The organism is Streptomyces sp. NPDC004658, from assembly GCF_040609555.1.
Classification (GTDB): domain Bacteria; phylum Actinomycetota; class Actinomycetes; order Streptomycetales; family Streptomycetaceae; genus Streptomyces.
The window spans coordinates 1-20,298 of the sequence record NZ_JBEXKG010000136.1; the positions used below are offsets into that span (position 1 = coordinate 1).

17 protein-coding genes and 3 pseudogenes are annotated in these 20,298 nt (G+C 72.7%); 13 read left to right on the forward strand and 7 right to left on the reverse strand.

Annotation, left to right across the window (positions count from 1 at the left end):
- The coding region (locus tag ABZV94_RS32020; RefSeq protein WP_356346605.1) for a glycoside hydrolase family 15 protein at positions 1–1,415 on the reverse strand (1,415 nt) is incomplete at its 3' end.
- 432 nt (positions 1,416–1,847) lie between these two features.
- On the opposite strand from ABZV94_RS32020, the pseudogene ABZV94_RS32025 reads away from it, so the two are divergent.
- From ABZV94_RS32025 to ABZV94_RS32040, 4 genes and pseudogenes are all read left to right on the forward strand, one after another.
- Positions 1,848–2,588, forward strand: a pseudogene (locus ABZV94_RS32025) (sigma-70 family RNA polymerase sigma factor); the annotation flags it as partial.
- 415 nt (positions 2,589–3,003) lie between these two features.
- A pseudogene (locus ABZV94_RS32030) lies at positions 3,004–3,315 on the forward strand (thiamine pyrophosphate-binding protein); the annotation flags it as partial.
- A 35-nt stretch (positions 3,316–3,350) separates the two neighbouring features.
- Entirely contained in the window at positions 3,351–4,505 is a 1,155-nt protein-coding gene (locus tag ABZV94_RS32035; protein WP_356346637.1) for an enolase C-terminal domain-like protein, read from the forward strand.
- Between the two features lie 230 nt (positions 4,506–4,735).
- The gene (locus ABZV94_RS32040; protein WP_356346607.1) at positions 4,736–5,233 is read left to right on the forward strand and encodes a MarR family transcriptional regulator; all 498 of its coding nucleotides are present in this window, start codon (positions 4,736–4,738) and stop codon (positions 5,231–5,233) included.
- Positions 5,234–5,255: 22 nt separating this feature from the next.
- Here the strand turns inward: ABZV94_RS32040 and ABZV94_RS32045 are convergent, their stop codons facing one another.
- A complete protein-coding gene (locus ABZV94_RS32045) occupies positions 5,256–5,387 on the reverse strand; it encodes a hypothetical protein (RefSeq protein ID WP_356346609.1) in 132 nt (43 codons plus the stop codon).
- Between the two features lie 183 nt (positions 5,388–5,570).
- On the opposite strand from ABZV94_RS32045, the pseudogene ABZV94_RS32050 reads away from it, so the two are divergent.
- The 4 genes and pseudogenes from ABZV94_RS32050 to ABZV94_RS32065 all read left to right on the forward strand — a co-directional run.
- Positions 5,571–6,512 (forward strand): annotated as a pseudogene (locus tag ABZV94_RS32050) (DNA topoisomerase IB); the annotation flags it as partial.
- A gap of 198 nt (positions 6,513–6,710) precedes the next feature.
- The gene (locus ABZV94_RS32055) at positions 6,711–7,829 is read left to right on the forward strand and encodes an amidinotransferase (protein WP_356346639.1); all 1,119 of its coding nucleotides are present in this window, start codon (positions 6,711–6,713) and stop codon (positions 7,827–7,829) included.
- A 16-nt stretch (positions 7,830–7,845) separates the two neighbouring features.
- Positions 7,846–9,027: a hypothetical protein gene (locus ABZV94_RS32060; protein ID WP_356346611.1), complete on the forward strand. Its 1,182-nt coding sequence runs from the start codon at positions 7,846–7,848 to the stop codon at positions 9,025–9,027.
- Positions 9,006–9,875 (forward strand): class II glutamine amidotransferase, encoded by an 870-nt coding sequence (locus ABZV94_RS32065; protein ID WP_356346613.1) that lies wholly within the window; start codon positions 9,006–9,008, stop codon positions 9,873–9,875. Before ABZV94_RS32060 ends, ABZV94_RS32065 begins: the two co-directional genes overlap by 22 nt.
- On the opposite strand, the gene ABZV94_RS32070 is transcribed toward ABZV94_RS32065, so the two are convergent.
- From ABZV94_RS32070 to ABZV94_RS32080, 3 genes are all read right to left on the reverse strand, one after another.
- Positions 9,823–10,284, reverse strand: a complete 462-nt coding sequence (locus tag ABZV94_RS32070) for a hypothetical protein (protein ID WP_356346616.1) — start codon at positions 10,282–10,284, stop codon at positions 9,823–9,825. The two genes, ABZV94_RS32065 and ABZV94_RS32070, sit on opposite strands and share 53 nt — an antisense overlap.
- A gap of 260 nt (positions 10,285–10,544) precedes the next feature.
- Entirely contained in the window at positions 10,545–11,099 is a 555-nt protein-coding gene (locus ABZV94_RS32075) for a PaaI family thioesterase (RefSeq protein WP_356346618.1), read from the reverse strand.
- Positions 11,100–11,209: 110 nt separating this feature from the next.
- A complete protein-coding gene (locus ABZV94_RS32080) occupies positions 11,210–11,701 on the reverse strand; it encodes a helix-turn-helix domain-containing protein (protein ID WP_356346621.1) in 492 nt (163 codons plus the stop codon).
- A 108-nt stretch (positions 11,702–11,809) separates the two neighbouring features.
- Here ABZV94_RS32080 and ABZV94_RS32085 point away from each other — a divergent pair, with 108 nt between their 5' ends.
- Positions 11,810–12,508, forward strand: coding sequence for an SDR family oxidoreductase (locus ABZV94_RS32085; protein ID WP_356346624.1), 699 nt, complete (start codon positions 11,810–11,812; stop codon positions 12,506–12,508).
- A 12-nt stretch (positions 12,509–12,520) separates the two neighbouring features.
- On the forward strand, positions 12,521–14,095 hold the full coding sequence (locus ABZV94_RS32090; protein ID WP_356346626.1) for an MFS transporter: 1,575 nt from the start codon (positions 12,521–12,523) through the stop codon (positions 14,093–14,095).
- 308 nt (positions 14,096–14,403) lie between these two features.
- Here ABZV94_RS32090 and ABZV94_RS32095 read toward each other — a convergent pair whose 3' ends face one another.
- A complete protein-coding gene (locus tag ABZV94_RS32095; protein WP_356346628.1) occupies positions 14,404–15,372 on the reverse strand; it encodes a DJ-1/PfpI family protein in 969 nt (322 codons plus the stop codon).
- A 576-nt stretch (positions 15,373–15,948) separates the two neighbouring features.
- On the opposite strand from ABZV94_RS32095, the gene ABZV94_RS32100 reads away from it, so the two are divergent.
- Positions 15,949–17,028, forward strand: coding sequence for a TDT family transporter (locus tag ABZV94_RS32100; RefSeq protein WP_356346630.1), 1,080 nt, complete (start codon positions 15,949–15,951; stop codon positions 17,026–17,028).
- A 27-nt stretch (positions 17,029–17,055) separates the two neighbouring features.
- On the opposite strand, the gene ABZV94_RS32105 is transcribed toward ABZV94_RS32100, so the two are convergent.
- The gene (locus tag ABZV94_RS32105; protein ID WP_356346632.1) at positions 17,056–18,276 is read right to left on the reverse strand and encodes a metallophosphoesterase; all 1,221 of its coding nucleotides are present in this window, start codon (positions 18,274–18,276) and stop codon (positions 17,056–17,058) included.
- A gap of 280 nt (positions 18,277–18,556) precedes the next feature.
- On the opposite strand from ABZV94_RS32105, the gene panD reads away from it, so the two are divergent.
- Both panD and ABZV94_RS32115 read left to right on the forward strand, forming a co-directional pair.
- The gene (gene panD / locus ABZV94_RS32110) at positions 18,557–18,976 is read left to right on the forward strand and encodes an aspartate 1-decarboxylase (RefSeq protein WP_103813675.1); all 420 of its coding nucleotides are present in this window, start codon (positions 18,557–18,559) and stop codon (positions 18,974–18,976) included.
- Between the two features lie 56 nt (positions 18,977–19,032).
- Positions 19,033–19,377: a GNAT family N-acetyltransferase gene (locus ABZV94_RS32115; protein ID WP_356346635.1), complete on the forward strand. Its 345-nt coding sequence runs from the start codon at positions 19,033–19,035 to the stop codon at positions 19,375–19,377.
- The last annotated feature ends 921 nt before the right edge of the window (positions 19,378–20,298 follow it).

Sequence of the window (20,298 nt, forward strand, 5' to 3'; positions counted from 1 at the left end):
CCAGGGGGGGTGCGCCGCGCGGCCACGGCCCCCCCGTGTTCGGCGCCCCGGCGCCAGCGGCCGCCGGCGTCCAGGCAGCGGCGCCGGGTCTCGGCGAAGACGGCCTCGGCGAGGTCGGCGCCGCGCCGTGCCGTCCGTCCCTTGAGTGTCGCGGCCACCCGGCGCAGCCCGCAGACCACGCTCAGCCGGGACTGGGTCCACCACCGGTCCTCCAGTTCCCACAGCCCCGCGTCGGGCCGCTTCCAGTTGCGTTCCACCGCGTCGACGGCGACGGCGACCGCCCGCTCGGCGTCGGGGGTGAGCCGGTCGTGGTGCGCGGCGGCGGCGAACAGCTGGAGCGCCTCCCCGAACGCGTCGAGCTGGAACTGTTCGGCCGCCCGGTTCCCGACCCGGTCGTAGCCTCCCGGGTAGCCGGGGAAGGGCAGCCCGCGCTCCCGCGGGACCGGCCCGCCGGCGACGTCGTACGCGGGGTGCATGCCCTCGCCGTCGGCCAGGATGCGTTCGGCGGTGAAACGCACCGCGGAGTCGAGCAGCTCGTGCGGGCCGTGGGCGGCGACCGCGAGGCCCGCGTAGCTCTGGTCGCGGATCCAGGCGAAGCGGTAGTCGTAGTTGCGGCCGGTGTTCGCGCGTTCCGGCAGGGAGGTGGTGGCGGCGGCGACCATGCCGCCGGAGGAACTGGTCAGGCCGCGCAGGACGGCGTACGCGTGCCGGGCGTCGCGCGGCGCGGCCAGCCGGGAGCAGTCGGGCACCGCCCGCCGCCAGGCGTCCTCCGTCGCCTTCCACAGCCGATCCGGATCCAGGGGCTCGACGCGCTCCCGCTCCGACAACTCCAGGACGAGGTCGTGGTGCTCGCCCTTGCGCAGCCGGAACTCACCGCGCAGCCCGGTCCCGGGCTTCCACGCGGCTTCGCGGGCGCCGACGAGCCGCAGCCGCAGACCGTCGGCGTCCGCGGTCCACACGCCGTCCTCCAGGCGGGGGTCGCGCACGCGGCCGGCGCCGAAGCCGGGCCGCGGGTCGAGGGTGAGCCGCAGCGCGGCCTCCCCCCGTTCGACGCGCATCCGCCGCAGCAGTACGAGCCGGTCCACCGAGGCGGGCATCGCCAGGGCGTCGCGGCACTCGATCACACAGTCGGCGGACACCCAGCGGCTGACCCGGATCAGCGTGCCGTCCTCGTAGTAGCCGCCCCACACGTGCCAGCGGTCCGCCGGTTCGACACCGAAGTACCCGCGGCCCCCGATCAGGGCGGAGAACACGGCGTCGCTGTGCCAGCGCGGCGCGCACAGCCAGACGATCCGTCCCTCCGGGTCCACCACGGCGCCGCGTTCGCCGTCGGCGAGAACCGCGTACTCCCGCAGTACCCACGGCGGGCAGACGTCGTCCGCCGGTTCTTCCTGTGTGCCGGCTTGCTCCTTCATGGCATGGGGGTTTTCCCGGCCGCGTCGTCCGGAAACGGGGTGTGCGCCGGGCGCGGCCGGTGTCCGGCTCTCCGCCCGGTGCCGTGGTGAGCAGCGGGGCGACGGCCGGCACCAGGGCGAAACCGGCGAGCAGGCCGTACAGCGCAGGTCCGGGCCGGCACATGCTTGAGGTGGGCCACCCGTCCGATGCGCCGGCCGATCGCGCCGACGCCGGCGAGCAGCAGGGCGGACAGCGGCATGAGGCGTACGCCGCCGAGCAGACGCGACTACGACCGCTGTGTGACGACCCCTCCGGCACCGCGAAACCGGAATCATCCGCTCCGCCCGCGGGTCCACCCGAAATCCTCGCCGAGCGGGTGATCTTTGCATAGGACAAAGGAATCGGGAAACCCATGGTGCAGCCCAGCCGGCCCCTCCAGCTCAGAGGCTCACATGAATCCGCCGACCACCCTCCGCCCGCCGGGGAAGCACGAGACCGACGGCGCGCTCACGTCCCTGCGGATCGACGAGGTCGTCGGACGGATCAGCAGCCACCCACCGGGGCGCGAGCGGGACGCGGCCCGGGAGCGAGCCGTCCGTACCCTGATCCCCGTGGCCCGCAGGATCGCCGCGAAATACCGCAACATCGGCGTGGAGGAGCAGGACGACCTCTTCCAGGTGGCCTGCGTGGGGCTGGTGAAGGCCGTCGACGGTTACGACCCCGGCCACGGACACCCGTTCCTGGCCTACGCGGTGCCGACGATCACCGGGGAGCTGAAGCGCCACTTCAGGGACCGGACCGGGCTCGTGCGACTGCCCCGTTCCGTGCAGGAGACCAGGCAGCAGGTGCGGCGCGTGCGGCGGGACCTCGAACAGGCCGCGGGCGGCCGCCCGCCCACGCTCGGGGAGATCGCCCGGGCCTGCGGTCTGTCCGAGGACGCGGTGGCCGAGGCCGTCCGCTCCCAGGACGCGGTACGGCCCCGCTCGCTCGACGCGCCGTCGGAGGGACGGGACGGGGCTCTGCCCGCGTTCGGCGAGGTGCTCGGCGAACGGGACGCCCGGATCGAGACCGTCGCCGAACGCGTGGAACTGGCCGACGCGCTGAGGCAGTTCCCGGAGCGGGAGCGCCGCATCCTGGTGCTGCGGTTCTTCCACGACCTGACACAGCAGCAGATCGCCGCCTTGGTGGGCATCTCGCAGATGCATGTGTCCCGGCTGATCGCCCGGTGCCTGGGCGAGCTGCGCGAGACGCTCGGGCATCTCGGTCCGCCGCGCCCCGCCGAGGACGGCCACAGCCGTGTCCGAGGCCAGGAGCCTGACGGTGTCCGGGGCGAGGAGCCGGCCCGTGCCCGGGACGAACAGCCCGACCGGGAGGGCGTCCACGGCCGGGGGCGGCGGAGCGCAGCCCCCCGGTCACCCGGAAGGGGTCCCGGGAGGCGGGAACCCGTGCGCCTCCGGCGAGGCGCCTCTCGCCGGCCGGACCCGGCAGAGCCACTCGGCCGAGCACCGCGTCGACCGGACAGGGGAGCCCGGCCGCCGCTCGTTTACGCGGAGCCGCCTCCGGTCACCTCCTGCGGACGGCACAGGTGCGCATCCGAGGGAGCACGTCATGACGCTGGTGGCCGACTTCTTACTGCAACGCCTGCGGGAACCGGAGCTCATCCAGACCCGGCACGAGGAGATGGCCGCGTTCATGGCCCGCGCGCACGCGAGGTTCACCGGCGAGGTGGGCTGCTGCACGGCGACCTCCGGTCCCGGTGCCGTACACCTGCTCAACAGGCTGTACGACGCCAGGCTGGACCACCAGCCCGTGGCAGCGGTCGTCGGCCGGCCGAAGCGACTCTCCCTCGGCGCGCACCACCAGCAGGAGGTCCCGCTCGCGCAACTCTTCGCGGGCGTCCCCGAGTTCCGCCAGATGATCACCGAGGTCGCCGGACACCTGCCGGGACGGCACTCATGAGCGGCGCCGGGACCGGTGCCGGGCCGGATCCGGCGGACTGCCGGATCGACGCGGTGGACGTGCACGCCTTCGAGGCGCCGACCGACGGCCCGGACGGCAAGGAACAGGACGGCACCCTGGAATGGGACTCCACCACCATGGTGCTGGTCCGGGTGCACGCCGGCGGACGCACCGGCCTCGGCTACACCTACGGGGACGTGTCGGTCGCCTCGTTCGCCGACTCCCAGCTCGCGCCGCTCATCAAGGGCCAGGCCGCCACGGCACCGGCGGCCGTGTGGGAGCTGATGCAGCGGCAGATCCGCAACGCCGGCCGCCCCGGCGCCGGCGCCATGGCGGTCTCCGCGGTGGACGTGGCGCTGTGGGACCTCAAGGCCCGGCTCCTCGGCCTGCCGCTGGTCCAACTGCTCCCGGCGTACCACGACCGGGTGCCGGTGTACGGCAGCGGCGGCTTCACGAACTACTCCCTGGACCGCCTCACCGACCAGCTCACCGGGTGGGTGGAGCAGGGCATCCCACGAGTCAAGCTGAAGACCTCCCGGGACCCCGAGGGCGACCCGCGACGCCTGGCGGCGGTCCGCGAGGCCGTCGGTGCGGAGCCGGAGATCTTCACCGACGCCAACGGGGCGCTGGGCCGCAAGCAGGCGCTGTACTGGGCCCGCCGGTTCCACGAGGAGTGGGACGTGCGGTGGTTCGAGGAGCCCGTCAGTTCCGCCGACCTCGACGGCCTGCGCATGCTGTGCGAGCAGGGCCCCGCCCGGCTGGAGATCGCGGCCGGCGAATACGCCTACACCACGCGGGACTTCGTCAACCTCGTCGAAGGCCCCGCCGTGGACTGCCTCCAGGCCGATGTCACCCGCTGCGGAGGCATCACCGGTGTCCTGGAAGTGGCCGGCCTCGCCGCGGCCCATCACCTGGACCTGTCCGCCCACTGCGCGCCGGCCGTCTCCGCCCACGCGTTCTGCGCCGTGCGCCGGCTGCGGCACCTGGAGTACTTCCACGACCACGTGCGGCTCGAACGCCTGCTGTTCGACGGCACGCTGGCACCCGAAGGAGGCGCCCTGCGCCCGGACCCCTCGCGGCCCGGCCTCGGACTGGAGGTCAAGTGGCCCGACGCCGAGGACTACCGCGTCTACGGACCACGGACGACTTGACCAGGCTGGCGAGGGAGAGAGCGCTGCGGCCTTGCCGGCTCCTGGGGGCTTCGAGTCCGGAGGAGCGCCGCGTCCAGGCCCGGGCGCCCCTTGCGGAAGAGGATCCTCACGGCCGCCGTCACCACCCCGGCCGGCCTCGGGGCGGCCTCTCCGCGCATGGCGCCGGGCGATTCCCTGTCGGCCCCAGGGCGCCTCGGCGGCGCGGGACAGATGCACGGTACAAAGGACGTATGGCGCAGCGTGAGACATCGGCCGGGGAAACGGATGACGTCGATGCGGTCACCCGGGCGGTGCTCACGGCCTCCCGCGTGCTGATGGCGGTCTCCGCCCGCTCGCTCGCCGGGGTCGAGGAACGGGTCACGCTGCCGCAGTTCCGCATGCTCGTCGTGATGTCCAGCCGTGGCGCCATCAAGCTGGTCGCCCTGGCCGAGTCGCTGCGGGTCAGTCCCTCGACCGCGATGCGGATGGCGGACCGCGTCATCGCGGCCGGGCTCGCCGAACGGCAGCCCAACCCGGAGGACCGCCGGGAGACGCTGCTGACCCTCACCGAGGAAGGCCGGCGGACCGTCGAGTCGGTCATCGCCCGGCGCCGGGCCGAGATCCACGCGATCGTCCAGCGGCTGCGGCCGGCGCAGCGTCGGGCACTCGTACAGGCTCTGGACGCCTTCAACGAGGCGGGCGGCGAGACTCCTGCCTCCGGCGTTGGCGCGCAGCCGCTGGGACTGTGACCGGGAACGGCCAGGAAACGTGTCAGTGGTGCCTGGTCTTCAGCAGCATGACCACGAGGGCCACCGCCAGAATCGCGAACATGACGGCGAACCACGGAAAGAGTTCTTCCGCTCCTGCCGCTCCGTACAGGTTCGTTCCGTATGCGACGTTCACGGGGATCGCCTTCTTCCGGTACCGGACTCCCGCTCGGACTTTTTTCGGCCGACGGTGTCCGTCTCCGGCCATGCTACGCAGACCAATGCTCCACCGATGGGGTGGTCGAAGGGTGAACCAGGTGACCGGCTCACGGGGCGGCGACGAGGGAGTCCGGTCTCGGGTGAGTCCCAGGAGGCGGGGATGCGTCTCTGTCACTGCCGTCCCACTGACCCCGGGTACCGCCGGCTGCGGCACGGGCGCGGCTTCCGGTACCTCGACGCCCTGGGCGAGCCGCTGCGCGATCCGGTCGAACCGACCCGCATCCGCGCGTTGGTCATACCGCCGGCCTGGCGCGACGTGTGGATCTGCACCCGGGCCGACGGGCATCTTCAGGCCGTGGGCACGGACGCCGCCGGGCGCCGCCAGTACCTGTACACCCCCAGCTCCGTGCTGAACAGGAGCAGGCCGAGCACGAGCACGTGCTCGACGTCGCCGAGGTCCTGCCGGCGGTGAGGGAGGCGGTCGAAGGGCACATGAGCGATCGGGGCCTGACCCGGCAGCGGGTCCTGGCCACAGCGGTACGCCTCCTCGACCTCGACTTCTTCCGGATCGGCAGCGACCGCTGCGCCGAACTGAACCACAGCTGCGGCCTCACCACCCTGCTGCGCGAGCACTCCCACTGCCAGGCCGGTGCCGTGCTGTTCGCCCTCACCGGCAAGCACGGCAGGGAGATCACGAAGACGGTCACCGACCCCGCCGCCTGCCGCACCCTGACCGCGTTGCGGCGGCGCCGGGGCGGGAGCGACCGGCTCCTGGCGTACCGGGAGCAGCAGACCTGGCACGAGCTGAGCGGCGACGACATCAACGCCTACCTCAGGAAACCGGCCGGCCTGGAGATCACCGCCAAGGACTTCCGCACCTGGCACGCCACGGTCATGGCCGCCGTGGCCCTCGCCGTCTCGGAACCCGTCGCGCGCAGCGAGTCCGCCCGGCGCCGGGCCATCGCCCGGGCGGCGCGCGAGGTGTCCGGGTATCTCGGCAACACCCCCGCGGTCTGCCGCGCTGCCTCGGCTCGGCGACGAAGGCCCCTGCGGCATCCCCGCCACGCAAGGGCCCGTCGAACGGGCCGTCCTGCGCATGCTCCCGGACCGGCCGCCCGCCCGACGCCCGGTGACCCGGCAAGGCCGGACCCTGCCACGGAGACGGGTCACTCGCCCGACGCCGCCTGTCGCCGTGCGTAGCGCGACGATGTACCGTGAGTAAAGCCGCTGGTCGGGCATATCCGACAACTGCTGCCAAGTCGACAGGTCGACAGGTCGAGGGGTGCGCGTGAACCAGCCGTTGTCCTCCACCGTGGACGCCGGGGCGACGCCCGCGGACCTGCCCGTCGTGCCGGTCAGCTCCCACAATGAGTGGGACCCCCTGGAGGAGGTCGTCGTCGGGCGTCTGGAGGGCGCGACGATTCCCTCCCGCCACCCGGTCGTGGCCTGCAACATCCCGCCCTGGGCCGCGCGGCTGCAAGGTCTTGCCGCCGGCTTCCGGTACCCGGGTTTCCTGGTCGAGCAGGCGCAGCGGGAACTCGATCAGTTCGTCACCCTCCTCCAGTCCCTCGGGGTCACGGTCCGGCGCCCCGACGCGGTCGACTTCAGGCAGCGCTTCAGCACCCCTGACTGGTCGTCGCACGGGTTCTGCAACACGTGCCCCAGGGACAGCCTCCTGGTGGTCGGCGACGAGATCATCGAAACGCCGATGGCATGGCCGTGCCGGTACTTCGAGACGCACTCCTACCGCTCACTCCTCAAGGAGTACTTCCGGCGGGGCGCGCGCTGGACCGCGGCGCCGAAGCCGCAACTCACCGACGAGCTGTTCGAGGCGGACTTCCGCACCCCCGCCGCCGGGGAGCCCATGCGGTACATCCTGACCGAGTACGAGCCGGTGTTCGACGCGGCGGATTTCGTACGCGCCGGACGCGATCTGTTCGTCACGCGGAGCAACGTCACCAACCGCATGGGCATCGAATGGCTGCGCCGGCACCTCGGTCCGGAGTACCGCGTCCACGAGGTCGCGAGCCGATGCCGTACGCCCATGCACATCGACACGACGTTCGTGCTGCTGTCGCCCGGCAAAGTGATGGTCAACCCCGAGTACATCGACGTGGATGAGCTGCCGGACGTACTGAAGTCCTGGGACGTCCTGGTCGCCCCCGAACCCGACCCGATCGACGACCGCTTTCTCAGAACGACCTCGCTGTGCGGCAAGTGGCTGAACATGAACGTGCTCATGGCCGACGAGAAGCGCGTGATCGCCGAGCGCCATCACACCAGGACGCTGCGCGCGCTGGAGAAGTGGGGCTTCGAGCCCATTCCGTGCGACCTGTTGCACTACGCGCCGTTCGGCGGTTCCTTCCACTGCGCCACGCTCGACGTCCGGCGCAGCGGCACGCTCGAATCGTATTTCTGATGACGGGACCTTTCTGATGACGGGACCGGTCGCGGCTGAACCGTACGGCGAGAGGCACGTCCCTCCCGGTCTCAGCCGGCGGCTGATCCGGAGCCTGCCGCACCGTCCGGTGTGGTTCGGCGGGGTCGCCTGTGTCATCGCCGGCTTCCTGTTGCAGGCGGCGGCCCTGGGCAACGGCCGCATGTCCGTGGTCGAGTCCTTGCTGGTACTGGATCTGCCCGTGGCACTGATGCCGGCCTCGCTGCTCCTCCACAGCCCGATGCGGCCGCGTGAGTGGGCGGCCTCGGCCGCGATGGCCGCCGGGCTGCTGCTGATCGCCGCCGGCGTGTGGTGGGCGCGGCTGACCGGCCGGGGCGCGCGCAAGGCCGCCATCCTGGGCACGACCACCAGCTGCGGTTTCGGACTGACGGCCGCCCTGATCAAGGGGATGACCGCCACCTTCGCCCGGGGCCTCGCCGCCCTGCTCACCAGCTGGCAGCTGTACGCCATGGTCGTCGCCGGAGCCGGCTCGATGTTCCTGCTGCAGTCGGCGGTGCACGCCGGGCGCCTGCTGGCGGCACAGCCCGGGCTTTCCCTCGGGGACCCGGTGATCTCCATCCTGTGGGGAACCCTCGTCTTCGACGAGGAGGTGCGCGGCGGGCCGTCGTCGTGCTGGCCCACTCGCCGTTGCCGGAGGACGGTGCCGGGCGGTCGGCCAAGGCGGAGCAGGATCACCGATGAGGCGCAGGAGTCAGGACGCGGCCCCCGGCGGGCCGGGGGCGCGCGGCTCGCCACCAGGGCCCCCAGGCCGGCCCGGAGACCCCGCGCCGCCTCGGGTCGGCGACGCGGGCGCGCCTACGGCATCCCCGCCACGCGCGGAACCGCCCGACGGCCGTACCGCGCATGCTCCGAACCAGCCGCCCGCCCGGCGCCCGGGCGGACCGTGTACAGGCGGTCGGTCGGTGGTTCGGGCGCCCTCCGCCGACCGGCGGGTCCGTCGGGCCGGCCCGACGGACATGACGCTGACCCGCCGGGACGGCGCGTGCCGACGGCCGGACGGCGGCCGTCGTGCATGCCGCAAGGACCAGGAACCCGTCGTGCATGCCGCAAGGACCAGGAACCCGCAGCGCCCCGCCCGCCACTGTCCGCACCTCCGCACGCCACCGGCCATCGCCGACCCGGAAGGGGAACCACCTCATGTGCCGTCTCTTCGGTCTGAGCAGCGCACCCAGGCGTACCCACGCCACCTTCTGGCTGCTGGACGCACCCGACAGCCTCACCGCACAGAGCCACCGCGACCCGGACGGCACGGGGCTCGGACACTTCGCCCCGGACGGCACTCCCGAGGTGAGCAAGGCACCGCTGGCCGCCTACGAGGACCGCGCGTTCGCCACCGAGGCCAAGCAGACCGAGTCCGTCACCTTCGTCGCGCACATCAGGTACGCCTCCACGGGCGGCCTGGAGGCCCGCAACACCCATCCGTTCGTGCAGCAGGGGCGGATCTTCGCGCACAACGGAGTCATCGAAGACCTCGGCCGGCTCGACGAGCACCTCGGTGACGACCTGCGCCTCGTCCACGGCGACACCGACTCCGAGCGGTTCTTCGCCCTGATCACCCGTGAGATCGGGGTGCGGGGCGGCGACATCACGACGGGCATCGCGGACGCCGCCCGATGGATCGCGCAGAACCTGCCCCTGTACGCCCTCAACCTGATCCTGGCCACCCCCGGGGAACTGTGGGCGCTGCGCTACCCCGACACCCACGAGCTGTACGTCCTGCAACGGCCGGCGGGCGGGCGTCACGGCGGCCGGCACCTGGACCACACCGGTACGGACGGCCACATGCGCATCCACTCGCGCCCCCTGGCCGACGCCCCGGCCGTCGTGATCGCCAGCGAACGCATGGACGATCACCCCGCATGGCGCTTGCTGGAGCCGGGTGAACTCCTGCACGTCGGGCCCGACCTGGGCCTCACCCGCGAGATCGTCGTGCCCGACCCGCCTGCCCACCGGCTCACCCTCGACGATCTGCGCCCGGAGGCAGCCGCCTCGCAGAAGGCCGCATGACCGAACGCCGGGCCGCGGCCCGCTCCGCCTGCCGGCGCAGGGCGGCGACCCGGGCCGGGCGTCGGCGCGGCGCCGGAACCGGCCGGTTGCGTACCGCCGGCAGCGGTGCCGGGCGGGTGCTGCCGGCGTTCTCCTGACCGAACAGGAGGAGGAGCGCCGCCACGAGGGTCGCCACCAGCAGGAGGACCAGGTCGACCCATGCGACCCAGTTCCAGCCGGCCTTCCGGCTCGTCTCGTAGGGCGCGGCTACGTCGAGGAAGAGGAGGTAGCCGAAAGCCAGGTACCGGACATGCCTCTTCTTCGAAGCCAAGTCCGCGAGGCAGCCGACGGCCACGAGGAGGAGGAAGGGAAGGTTGATGTACCAAGCGACGTGCGGCGCCAGCAGGATGAACACTGCGGCCGTGCCCACTACGAACACCTGATACCCCCCGTATTCCGATCAACCGGACCTTAGCACCGGCTGCCCTCGGCGCAAGTGGGCTGGGACGAAGGGAAGTCGGCGGACGCGGACGCGGTGGAGCCTGGCCCGGACGCGGTCCCGGCTCCAGTGCGCGAAGCGCCGGTGGACGCTGGGCCAGGCCGGCCCGAAGACCGCCGGCAGCTGCCGCCAGGTGCGGCCCGAGGTGGCCTAACGGCTCCGGGGGCTCTTTCTCGCGCCGGTGTGGACGGTCAGCGGGCCGGGACCGGGAAGAGCATGCAGCTGCTGGTGGCGTGGGCCAGGAGCCGGTCGCCGGTGTCGCGGAGCTCCGCCTGGGCGAGGGCGGTGCGGCGGCCACTGCTGAGGACGGTGCCGATGGCGCGGACCTTGCCCGTGCCGACGGTGATCGGACGCAGGAACTTCAGGGTCAGGTCGATCGACGTGTATCCCATGCCCCGGGGCAGCACGGACTGCACCGCGCAGCCGGCCGCCGAGTCGAGGAGCGTGGCGTAGACGCCGCCGTGGACGCTGCCGATCGGGTTGTAGTGCTCCTCGCCCGGCACCAGGGCGAAGACCGCCCGGCCGTGCTCGGCCTCCTCCAGGGTGAAGCCCAGGGTGGCGGCGATCGGCGGGGTGGGCAGGCGCCCCGCCAGGATCTCGCGGAGGAAGTCCAGACCACTGTGGTGGGGGACGGCGCCGGCGGAGATCGCGGGGTCCTCCCAGCCGAACACGCGTGATCGGTGTCCCGCCGCTCCTGTCCGGTCGTCGGCGTGGGCGCTCAGGCGGTGCTTCGATGGTTCGGACATGCGGCAGCTCCTCGGGGCGTGTGGTGCCGGTGTGTCGCGCCGGTCGGCTATGGCTGGGGCGGCCCGCCGGTGGGGGAGTCGTCCTGCGGGTGTTTCCGCCGCCGCTCGGTTCAGGGGCCGTCCGGGCTGACGCGGATGAGACCCGGCCCGGCGTCGACGAACGAGTCGCCGATCGGCACGTCGTGGCCGTCGTCGCAGCGGAGCACCGCGTGCACCTCGGCGCCGCAGTTCTCGTGGCGCGCGACCACGGGGGGCCCTTGTTCATCGGCGGCCCACCTGTCGCCCCACTGCCGAAGGGCCACGATGACGGCCCGGAAGTCCTGGCCCTTCTCGGTGAGTTGATAGGCGTACCGGGTCCGCTGGCCGGGCTCCTGATAGGGGACGCGCTCCAGCAGGCCGGCGGCGGTCAGTTCCTTCAGGCGCGCGGCGGCGGCGGGTTCACCGATGCCCACACGCCTGGCGAAGTCGTCGAACCGGCGTGTGCCCAGGAACGCCTCCCGCATGATCAGCATCGCCGTCCTGTTGCCGACGATCTCCAGGGTCCTGGCGATGGAGCAGTTGGCCATGGACCAGGCGTCCCGTTCCTCCCGCAGATCCTTCATCTCTGCACCCTCCACCTGACTTGCCTCATGCAAAGCCAGCCTATACCGTCGCAGCTGACTTCTTCAATCGTAAGTCAGCTGGGGTGGGCACATCCCCAGGGAGGAATCATGGACATCAGCAGCGCAACCGTCCTGGTCACCGGGGCCAATCGCGGACTCGGCCGGGCACTGGCCCAGGAACTGCTGGCGCGGGGCGCCACGGTGTACGGGGCGGCCCGCCGACCGGACCAGATCGATCTGCCCGGCGTGAAAGCGATACGCCTCGACGTCACCGACCCCGCGTCCGTCGCCGCGGCTGCCGAGGAAGCACGTGACATCACGGTGCTCATCAACAACGCGGGCAGTTCCACGGGCGCCGATCTGCTGACCGGCAGCTGGGACGCCGTCCGCCTGGAGATGGAGACCCACTATCTGGGCACCCTCGGCATGATCCGGGCTTTCACCCCCGTGATCGAGTCACAGGGCGAAGGCGCCGTCCTCAACATCCTGTCCGCCCTGTCATGGATCAGCTTCCCCGCGGTCGGTGCCTACGCCGCCGCCAAGGCCGCGGAGTGGAGCCTGACCAACGCCGTCCGCCAGCAGCTCGCACCCCGGGGCATCACCGTCTCCGCGCTCCACGTCGGCTACATGGACACCGACATGGCCCGCCACGTCGACGGACCCAAGACCGACCCGGCGGACGTCGCCCGCGCGGCCGTCGACGGCCTTGCCGCCGGGGCTGCCGAGATCGTCGTCGACGACCGCAGTCGCCAGGTACAGGCCGGCCTCTCCGGTGGCGTCGCCGCCCTCTACCCGCAGCTCGGCTGAGACGAGGACACCGTGACCTCCACACCTTCCCCCGCCCCGGGCCGACTCCGGCCGATCGGCCCGCGAACCGGCGTCCAGCCCTCCCCGCACCAGCCCGCCCGGCGCGCCGCCGTCACGCTCATCGCGATGTGCCTGGGCGCCATGACGACCTTCCTGCTGATCACCGCTTCGGTCTCGGCGCTGTCTGCCATCCAGGACGACCTGCACGTCTCCCCGACCGGCCTCGTCTGGATCCCCTCCGCATACACCCTGCTGGTGGCCAGTCTGGTGCTGTCCGCGGGCACCATCGGCAACCTCTACGGCCGCAAGCGCGCCTTCGTCACCGGCGCCGCGGTCATGATCGTAGGGTCGCTCATCGTCTACGCGGCGGGTTCGGCGGGAGGCGTCATCGCCGGCCAGCTCGTTTCCGGCCTCGGCGGCGCCCTCATCCTGCCCAACAGCCTGGCCATCCTGGGAGCCACCTTCCCCGACCCCCACCGGCGCACCGAAGTGGTCACCATCTGGGCGGCCTCGTCCGGCATCGGGCTCGCCGTCGGCCCTCTGATCGCGGGCACCCTGCTCGACCACTTCCACTGGAACACGGTCTTCCTGTCGACCGCCGTCCTCGCCGTGGTCACCATGGCCGCCGCCGCGTTCGTCACCGAATCGCGCGGCCCCGAGGGCAAGCTCGACATCGCCGGCCAGGTCCTGGCCGTCCTGGGTATCTCCGCCCTCGTCTACGCCCTCATCGAAGGCGGACACGACGGCTACGCCGGCCCCCGCATCCTCACCGCCTGGATCATCGCGGCCGCGGCCCTGACCGGGTTCGTCCTCGTCGAGCGCGCCGGCCGCACGCCCATGCTGGACATCACCCTGTTCCGGTCGGCGTCCTTCAGCGCGGTCATGTTCGTCGCGGCCGTCTCGCTGTTCGGCTTCACCGGGCTCGCCATCGTGACGGTCCTCTTCTACGAGCGCGTCCAGCACCTGTCCGCCCTGGACGTGGGATGGCGGCTGCTGCCCTTCTTCGGCTGCTATGTCATCGTCAGCTACGCGACGGGACGCGTGATCCGCCGCACCGGCTTCAAGCTCCCGCTGACCCTCGGCTTCCTCATCGGAGCCGCCGCCACGGCCGGACTCACCACGCTGGATCCGACCACCTCCTACGCCCGGGTGTGGTGGCTGTTCGCCCTCTTCGGAGCCGCCAGCGGGATGGTCGCCGCGCCGAGCACCGCCGCCGCCCTGGTCAGCGTCTCCCACGAACGTGCCGGTATGGCCTCCGGAGCCGTCAACGCCTTCCGGCAGATCGGATCCGTCACCGGCTCCTCCCTCCTCGGCGCCCTCCTCGCCGCCCGGCTCCAGTCCCAGCTGCCGACCCGGCTGGACGCCCACCACGTCCCCCGAGCGGCCTGGCCCGCCGTCGAACACGCCGTCTCCACCGGCAGCAGCGGCCACCGAGCGGCTCCGCCGGAGGTGACCGCAGCGATCGGCGACGCCTTCACCTCCGGCGTCCACGCCGGCATGACGGTCATCGCCGCGGTGTTCCTGTGCGCGGCCCTCGCCTCGGCGCTTCTGGTGCACAACCGACCGCACGCCGCCACCCCGAACTGACACCCAGCGGCCCGGCCTCCGCCCCGCTGCCGACGCGGCAGGGGCGGGGTCGGCCGCCGTGGCGGGGGCGTGGTGCGCCGTGGAAACCCGGCGGCTGTGCCAGTCGCGGCGAGGTGCGGCAACAGGGCGCGAGCCGGGCTGAACTCTCACGCCCCCGCTTCGGCCGGCCCGTGACGGCAGCGCCTCCGTATGTGTGCGCCGAATATGTACGCCGTACGGATGGTCGAGGAGGCCCGGCAAGCCTCGTCCGGCACGGCCGGCCTGTCGGATCCGGGCGATCGTCTGTGCGCGCCGGACACCTCAACGGCTCAGGCGCCCTTGCCGTCGCCTGCGGTGTGCGTGGTGCGGAAGCGTGCCCGGTACGCTCCCGGCGTGACGCCGAGGTTGCGCGTGAAGGCCCGGCGCAGGGACTCCGGTGACCCGAAGCCGGTCCGCCGGGCCACCGTGGCCATGGAGTCGTCGCTGTCTTCCAGCATCGCCCGGGCGGCCTCCATGCGGACCTGCTCGACATAGCGGGCCGGGGTCGTGCTCATCTCGTCGTGGAACAGGCGTGTCATGTGGCGGGTGCTCACACCGGCCCGGCGCGCCATGGCGGCAAGAGTGTGCGGGGCGGACGGGTCCTCGGCGACCGCGTCCAGGACCCGGCGCAGCATCTCCTGTCTCGCGCGCGGGGTGTGGGTACGGACACTGAACTGCGACTGACCGCCCGGCCGTTGCATGAACACGACCATGTCCTTGGCGACGGCGCGGGCGACATCGGTGCCGACGTGCTCCTCGACCAGGGCGAGCGAGAGGTCGATGCCCGAGCTGACGCCGGCCGAGGTCATGATGTGGCCGTCGCGCACGAACAGGGCGTCCGCCTCGACGGTCACCCGCGGGTAGCGCAGAGCCAGCTGGTCGGCGAAACGCCAGTGCGTGGTCGCCTTGCGTCCGTCGAGCAGTCCGGCCGCGGCGAGGAGGAAGGCTCCGGTGCAGATGGACGCGGTGCGGCGGCTGCGTGCGTCGAGCGCCCCCATGGCCTCCAGCAGGGCGTCGTCCTTGATGAGGGAGGGCCACTCCGGACCGCCCGGGACGACCACCACATCGCTGGCTTCGTGCACCTGCGCGGCAGCCAGGTCGACGCGCAGTCCGGTGCCGGCCGCGGTGACCACGTCGGCGCCGTCGGGGGAGACCGTGCGCACCCGGTAACGGCCGCCGAACTCGTTGGCCGTCGTGAACACCTCGATCGGGCCGGTGACGTCGAGCAGCCGTACGCCGGGGAAGACCAGCACGGTCACCAGGAGCGGCTTCCTGCCTGACGGCCTGTCCCTCATCGCGCGCCTCCCGGACGACTGGGGCCCCCATCGGAGGACACCATCATCCGCCCGGCGACGCCCTGCCGCTCCCGTGCCGAGTGCCGTCCGCGTCCCTGCGGCATGCCGCTGCCTTCCGTGGTGTGGATCGAGGCATCGGGTTTCGGTGCCTCCCCCGTGTCCAGCGGTTCCCTGCCGTCTCGCCATGGCCACAGATGTGGCCACAACACGCTCGGACCAGGACATCGGGGCATCCGGCCGGCACCCGGCAACGAGCCCGCACGATGCTCGATGTCCTGGTGTGAGGGCGTCCTGGCGCGTGCTGCTCTGGGGCGGGAGCGGTGCTCCGCCATAGCGTCGAGGGCGCCAACGGGCCGACGGTCTCGGCCGCGTCCCGTGAACTGCCGGGCGCTGCCCCGCCGGTCGGCCTGCCGGTCACCGTCGCCGAACGTGGACGGTGACGGATCCGACACAGAAGAGAAGGCACTCCGCGCCGTGACACCCCACCCCAGTCCCAGCCGAACGGTCCCGTCCCCGGCCGGCCCCGCCCCGAGACCGTCCGTGCACGTACGTGACCAGCCGGACGAGGCGAACGGCAGACAGCGGGGCCGACTCGGTCCCGGCTGGTTCGCGGCCGTGATGGGCAGCGGGATCGTCTCGGTCGCCGCGGCCACGCTGCCGCGTGGTTTCCCCGGGCTGTACGAGGCCGCCACGGTGGTCTGGGCGGGGACCGCGCTGCTGCTGATCGTCCTCACCGTCGGCTACGCCGGGCAGCGCACGCTGCGGGTGCACGCCGGTGATCCGGTAATGGCCCAGTTCTTCGGGGCGCCGCCGATGGCGCTGCTCACCGTCGGGGCCGGCACGCTGCTGCTCGGCCGGCGGCTGATCGGGGAACGTGCGGCGGTGGATGTGGACTGGGTGCTGTGGTCGGCCGGTACGGTGCTGGGTCTCGCCACCGCCTGCACGGTGCCGTATCTGATGGTCACGCGGCACCGTTTCACGCCCGACGCGGCGTTCGGCGGCTGGCTGCTCCCGGTGGTGCCGCCGCTGGTCTCCGCCGCGACGGGCGCGCTCCTCGTCCCGCGGGCACCGGCCGGGCAGGTACGGCTGGCCCTGCTGCTGTGCTGCTACTCCATGCTCGGACTCGGGCTGATCGCGGTCCTGCTGGTGCTGGCCATGGTCTACAGCCGCCTGGTGCACCATGACGCGCCCGGCGGTGCGGTGGTGCCCACGATGTGGATCGGGGTGGGGGCGGTGGACCAGGCGGTGACGGCGCTCGGGACGCTGGCCACGGCGGCGCCGAGCGCGCTGCCCGCGCCGTACGCGCGCGGGAGTGCGGTCGTGGCGCTCCTGGCCGGGCTCGGGATCTGGGGCTTCGCCCTGCTCTGGCTGGCGCTGGCCACGGCGCTGACCGTACGGGAGATCCGCAGAGGGCTGCCCTTCGCAGCCACCTGGTGGTCGTTCATCTTCCCGCTCGGTGCCTGCGTGACCGGCACCAGCGTGCTCGCCGCCCGTACCGGCTCGCAGCTGTTCGTCTGGATCGCCGTCGTCCTGTACGCCGTGCTCGTCGCCGCATGGGCGGTGGTCGCCTGGCACTCCCTGCGCCACGTTGTCCGGCAGCGCGAGCGCGCCCGCCGATGACGACGGTGCTGCCGGGCGGGAGTGCGACTACGGCGAGGTGGGTGGGTGCGGGGAGCGGAGCACGAGCAGCGTGATCTCGCTGGGGGCGAAGACGCGGAACGGCGGGCCCCAGAAACCGGTGCCGCGGCTGGTGTAGAGGAGGGTGCGGGTGCCGTGGCGGCTCAGGCCGGCGAGGGCGGGCTGGTCGAGGCGGACCAGGTGGTGGAAGGGCCAGATCTGGCCGCCGTGGGTGTGACCGGAGAGCTGGAGGTCGATGCCGGCGGCTGCCGCCCGGTCGACGAACTTGGGCTGGTGTGCCAGGAGCAGCACGGGCAGGTCGGGGTCGGCGCCGTCCAGGGCTCCGGCGAGGTGGGCGCGGTGGCCCGCCAGGCCGGAGGACTCGGCGGTGACGTCGTCCACGCCGGCGACCACGAGGGTGTCGCCTCCGCGTTCGAGCAGCAGGTGGCGGTTGCGCAGCGGCTCCCAGCCCAGCTCGTCCATCAGGTCGACCCAGCCCTGGGCCTCGCTGTAGTACTCGTGGTTGCCGGTGACGTACACGCGGGCCCGGCCGGCCCGCACGGTACCGAGCGGTGCGGCCTGGGCGCGGCGGCGTTCGGCCGTGCCGTCCGCGATGTCGCCGGTGTGGCAGACCAGGTCGGCTTCCAGGGCGTTCACCGTCTCGCACACCCGCGCCGACCAGCGAGCGCGATCGAGCGGGCCGTAGTGGGTGTCGGTGATGAGGACGACACGCAGCCCGTCCAATCCGGCGCCCAGACGCGGGAGCCGTACGTCGAGTCGGCGCACGCGGGGCACGCGGCGGGCCTCGGCGTACCCCCAGACGAGCAGTACGGCGGTCACGCCGAGGACGGCCCACGTGACGACGCGGGCCCGGTCCTGACTCTCGCCGACGCCGGCCAGGGTCAGGGCGAGCCGCAAGAGGACGCCGAGCAGAACGGACCAGGTGAACAGGACCCAGCTGGTGCCCAGCAGGGTGTCACCGAGGATCGCCGCCCCGTCCTGCTGGCGCCGGCCGTGGCCGCGCACCATCGCGAGCGGCATACCGACGAGGCCGAGGACGAACAGGGCGGTGCCGGCCAGGGTGACGGGCAGCGGCCAGTGCTGCCCGGTGTACAGGAGCACCCAGCAGGGCACGGCCCACAGCAGGACGGGGGCGATCAGGGGGATGTAGCGCATCAGGCGGTGCAGTCGGCTCTGCCGCGGCGCCTGCGCTTCGCCCTCGGCGGGCCGGGTGTCGCTGGTGTCGGTCACGCTTCCCCTCCCTGACCAGGATGGCATCCCGCGCACTGTATCCGGACACCTCCCTCGAGTGGCCGGCACGTACGGACTCGTCAGGTGTTCCTGGGAGGTGACCCATCGATGACTCCCGGGTCTGACGGGTCGTCAGGCAAGCTGCCCAGGACGGGAACCTGCTCGCCAGAGCCAAGCGATGTTCCTCACACTCCCCGAGTCGGGCGCGTGCCAGTTGTAGAGTGAGGACCGCCCTTGACCTGCACAAAGCAGGCAGGGAGCCGTCTTACAGGAGTCCAAAGTGCTGCGTACTCTGTTCAAGTCCAAGATCCACCGAGCCACCGTCACCCAGGCCGACCTGCACTACGTGGGATCGGTGACCATCGACGCCGATCTCCTCGACGCCGCCGATCTGTTGCCCGGCGAACTGGTGCACATCGTGGACGTCACCAACGGCGCCCGGCTGGAGACGTACGTCATCGAGGGCGAGCGGGGGTCCGGGGTCATCGGGATCAACGGGGCCGCGGCCCACCTCGTCCACCCCGGCGACCTCGTGATCATCATCAGTTACGCTCAGGTCACCGACGCGGAGGCACGCGCCCTGCGGCCCAGGGTCGTGCACGTCGACGCCGGCAACCGGATCGTGTCCCTCGGCGCCGACCCGTCCGAGCCGGTGCCCGGCTCGGACCAGCAGCGCAGCCCGCAGGCCGTGGGGGCCTGACCCACCGGCCACGATCAGGACCGTGACCAGGACGAGGACCAGGAGAGTGCGTGCCCATGAGCGAGACCGAGATCCGCGACGACCGGGCGGCGGGCCGCCTGGAGGCCGTCGGCGACGGTGAAGTCGTCGGCCGTATCGAGTACTTCCTCCTGGAGGCGCCGGAGCGCGCCCTGGTCCCCGTCCACACCGTCGTCGAGCCCGCCCACGAGGGCAAGGGCATCGCCGGATCGCTCGCCCGTGAGCTGTACGCCCTCGCCGAGCGCGAGGGCGTCCCGGTGGCCCCGCTCTGCTCGTACGTCGTGAAGTGGGCCGAACGCCACCCCGAGGCGGCCCCGCCGGCCGACCCCCGACTCGTGTCGGCCGCGAAGGACTGGCTGCGCGCCCACCCGGAACGCTTCTGACCGAGCGGCGGGTCACCCGGCCGGTTCGAGTGTGCGCTCACCCGTCGGTCCGGGTGTGAACGCGCGGTCGCCCGTCCGGCCCGGTTCCCGTGGCGCTGTCGCTTGGGGCCGGGGCTGATCGTGCGTCGCCACTGGGGCCGGCCATGGAGCGAGGAAGCGTTACCCGGCCCGTCTCTGGGCGGCCGGTCGCCACCGGTCTCGTCTCTGGGCGGACGGTCGCCACCGGGCTTGTCTCCAGGCGGGCGGTCGCCGTCGGGCTCGTCTCTCGGCGGGTGGCCGTACCCGGGCCGCTTCTCGCCGCGCGGACGCCACCGGGCCCATCTCTCGGCAAGTGACCGTCACCCTTGCCGCTCCACGGCGAGTGACCGTCACCCCGTGCCGCTGCTCGGCGAGCGACCCGCACCCTTGCCGCCCCACGGCAAGTGACCGTCACCCCTGCCCCCCAGCGGCGCGCAACCGTCACCCCTGCCGCCCCAGCGGCACGCAACCGTCACCCCCACCGCTTCCTCCCCCCCCGCGGCCGGGCACCACGCCCCCCGCCACCCGCCTGGACCCGTCCCCGTGCTGCCCTCGGGTGAGTGGCCGGGCGGCCGTCGGGTAGGCGGGGGAGTAGTCCAGAGGCGACGTCCCGTGACTGCCCGGAGGACACCATGACGAACCCACACCCCGACCCGGTACCGCCGGGCCCGACACCGGGTCCCGGCCCGACCCCGCCGGATCCGTACCCGAGCCCGGTCCCGACCCCGGAACCGGTCCCGGAGCCGGTCCCGGAGCCGACACCACCCCCGCCGGGCCCGCCCCCGCCGCACCCGGGCCCCCCGGAGCCGTCCCCGTCCCCCATCCCGCCGGGCCCGGAGCCCGTACCGAATCCGGAGGCGGGGCCCCCACTCACCTGAGGGGCGCCGGAGGACCGGGCCCGAG

Bases quoted from the DNA above. Each gene is read 5' to 3' on its own strand.
- ABZV94_RS32035 (WP_356346637.1), top strand. From the start codon at position 3,351: ATGAGCGGCGCCGGGACCGGTGCCGGGCCGGATCCGGCGGACTGCCGG.
- ABZV94_RS32080 (WP_356346621.1), bottom strand. From the start codon at position 11,701: ATGAAGGATCTGCGGGAGGAACGGGACGCCTGGTCCATGGCCAACTGC.
- ABZV94_RS32085 (WP_356346624.1), top strand. From the start codon at position 11,810: ATGGACATCAGCAGCGCAACCGTCCTGGTCACCGGGGCCAATCGCGGA.
- ABZV94_RS32060 (WP_356346611.1), top strand. From the start codon at position 7,846: ATGACGGGACCGGTCGCGGCTGAACCGTACGGCGAGAGGCACGTCCCT.
- ABZV94_RS32075 (WP_356346618.1), bottom strand. From the start codon at position 11,099: ATGTCCGAACCATCGAAGCACCGCCTGAGCGCCCACGCCGACGACCGG.
- ABZV94_RS32040 (WP_356346607.1), top strand. From the start codon at position 4,736: ATGGCGCAGCGTGAGACATCGGCCGGGGAAACGGATGACGTCGATGCG.
- ABZV94_RS32065 (WP_356346613.1), top strand. From the start codon at position 9,006: ATGTGCCGTCTCTTCGGTCTGAGCAGCGCACCCAGGCGTACCCACGCC.
- ABZV94_RS32115 (WP_356346635.1), top strand. From the start codon at position 19,033: ATGAGCGAGACCGAGATCCGCGACGACCGGGCGGCGGGCCGCCTGGAG.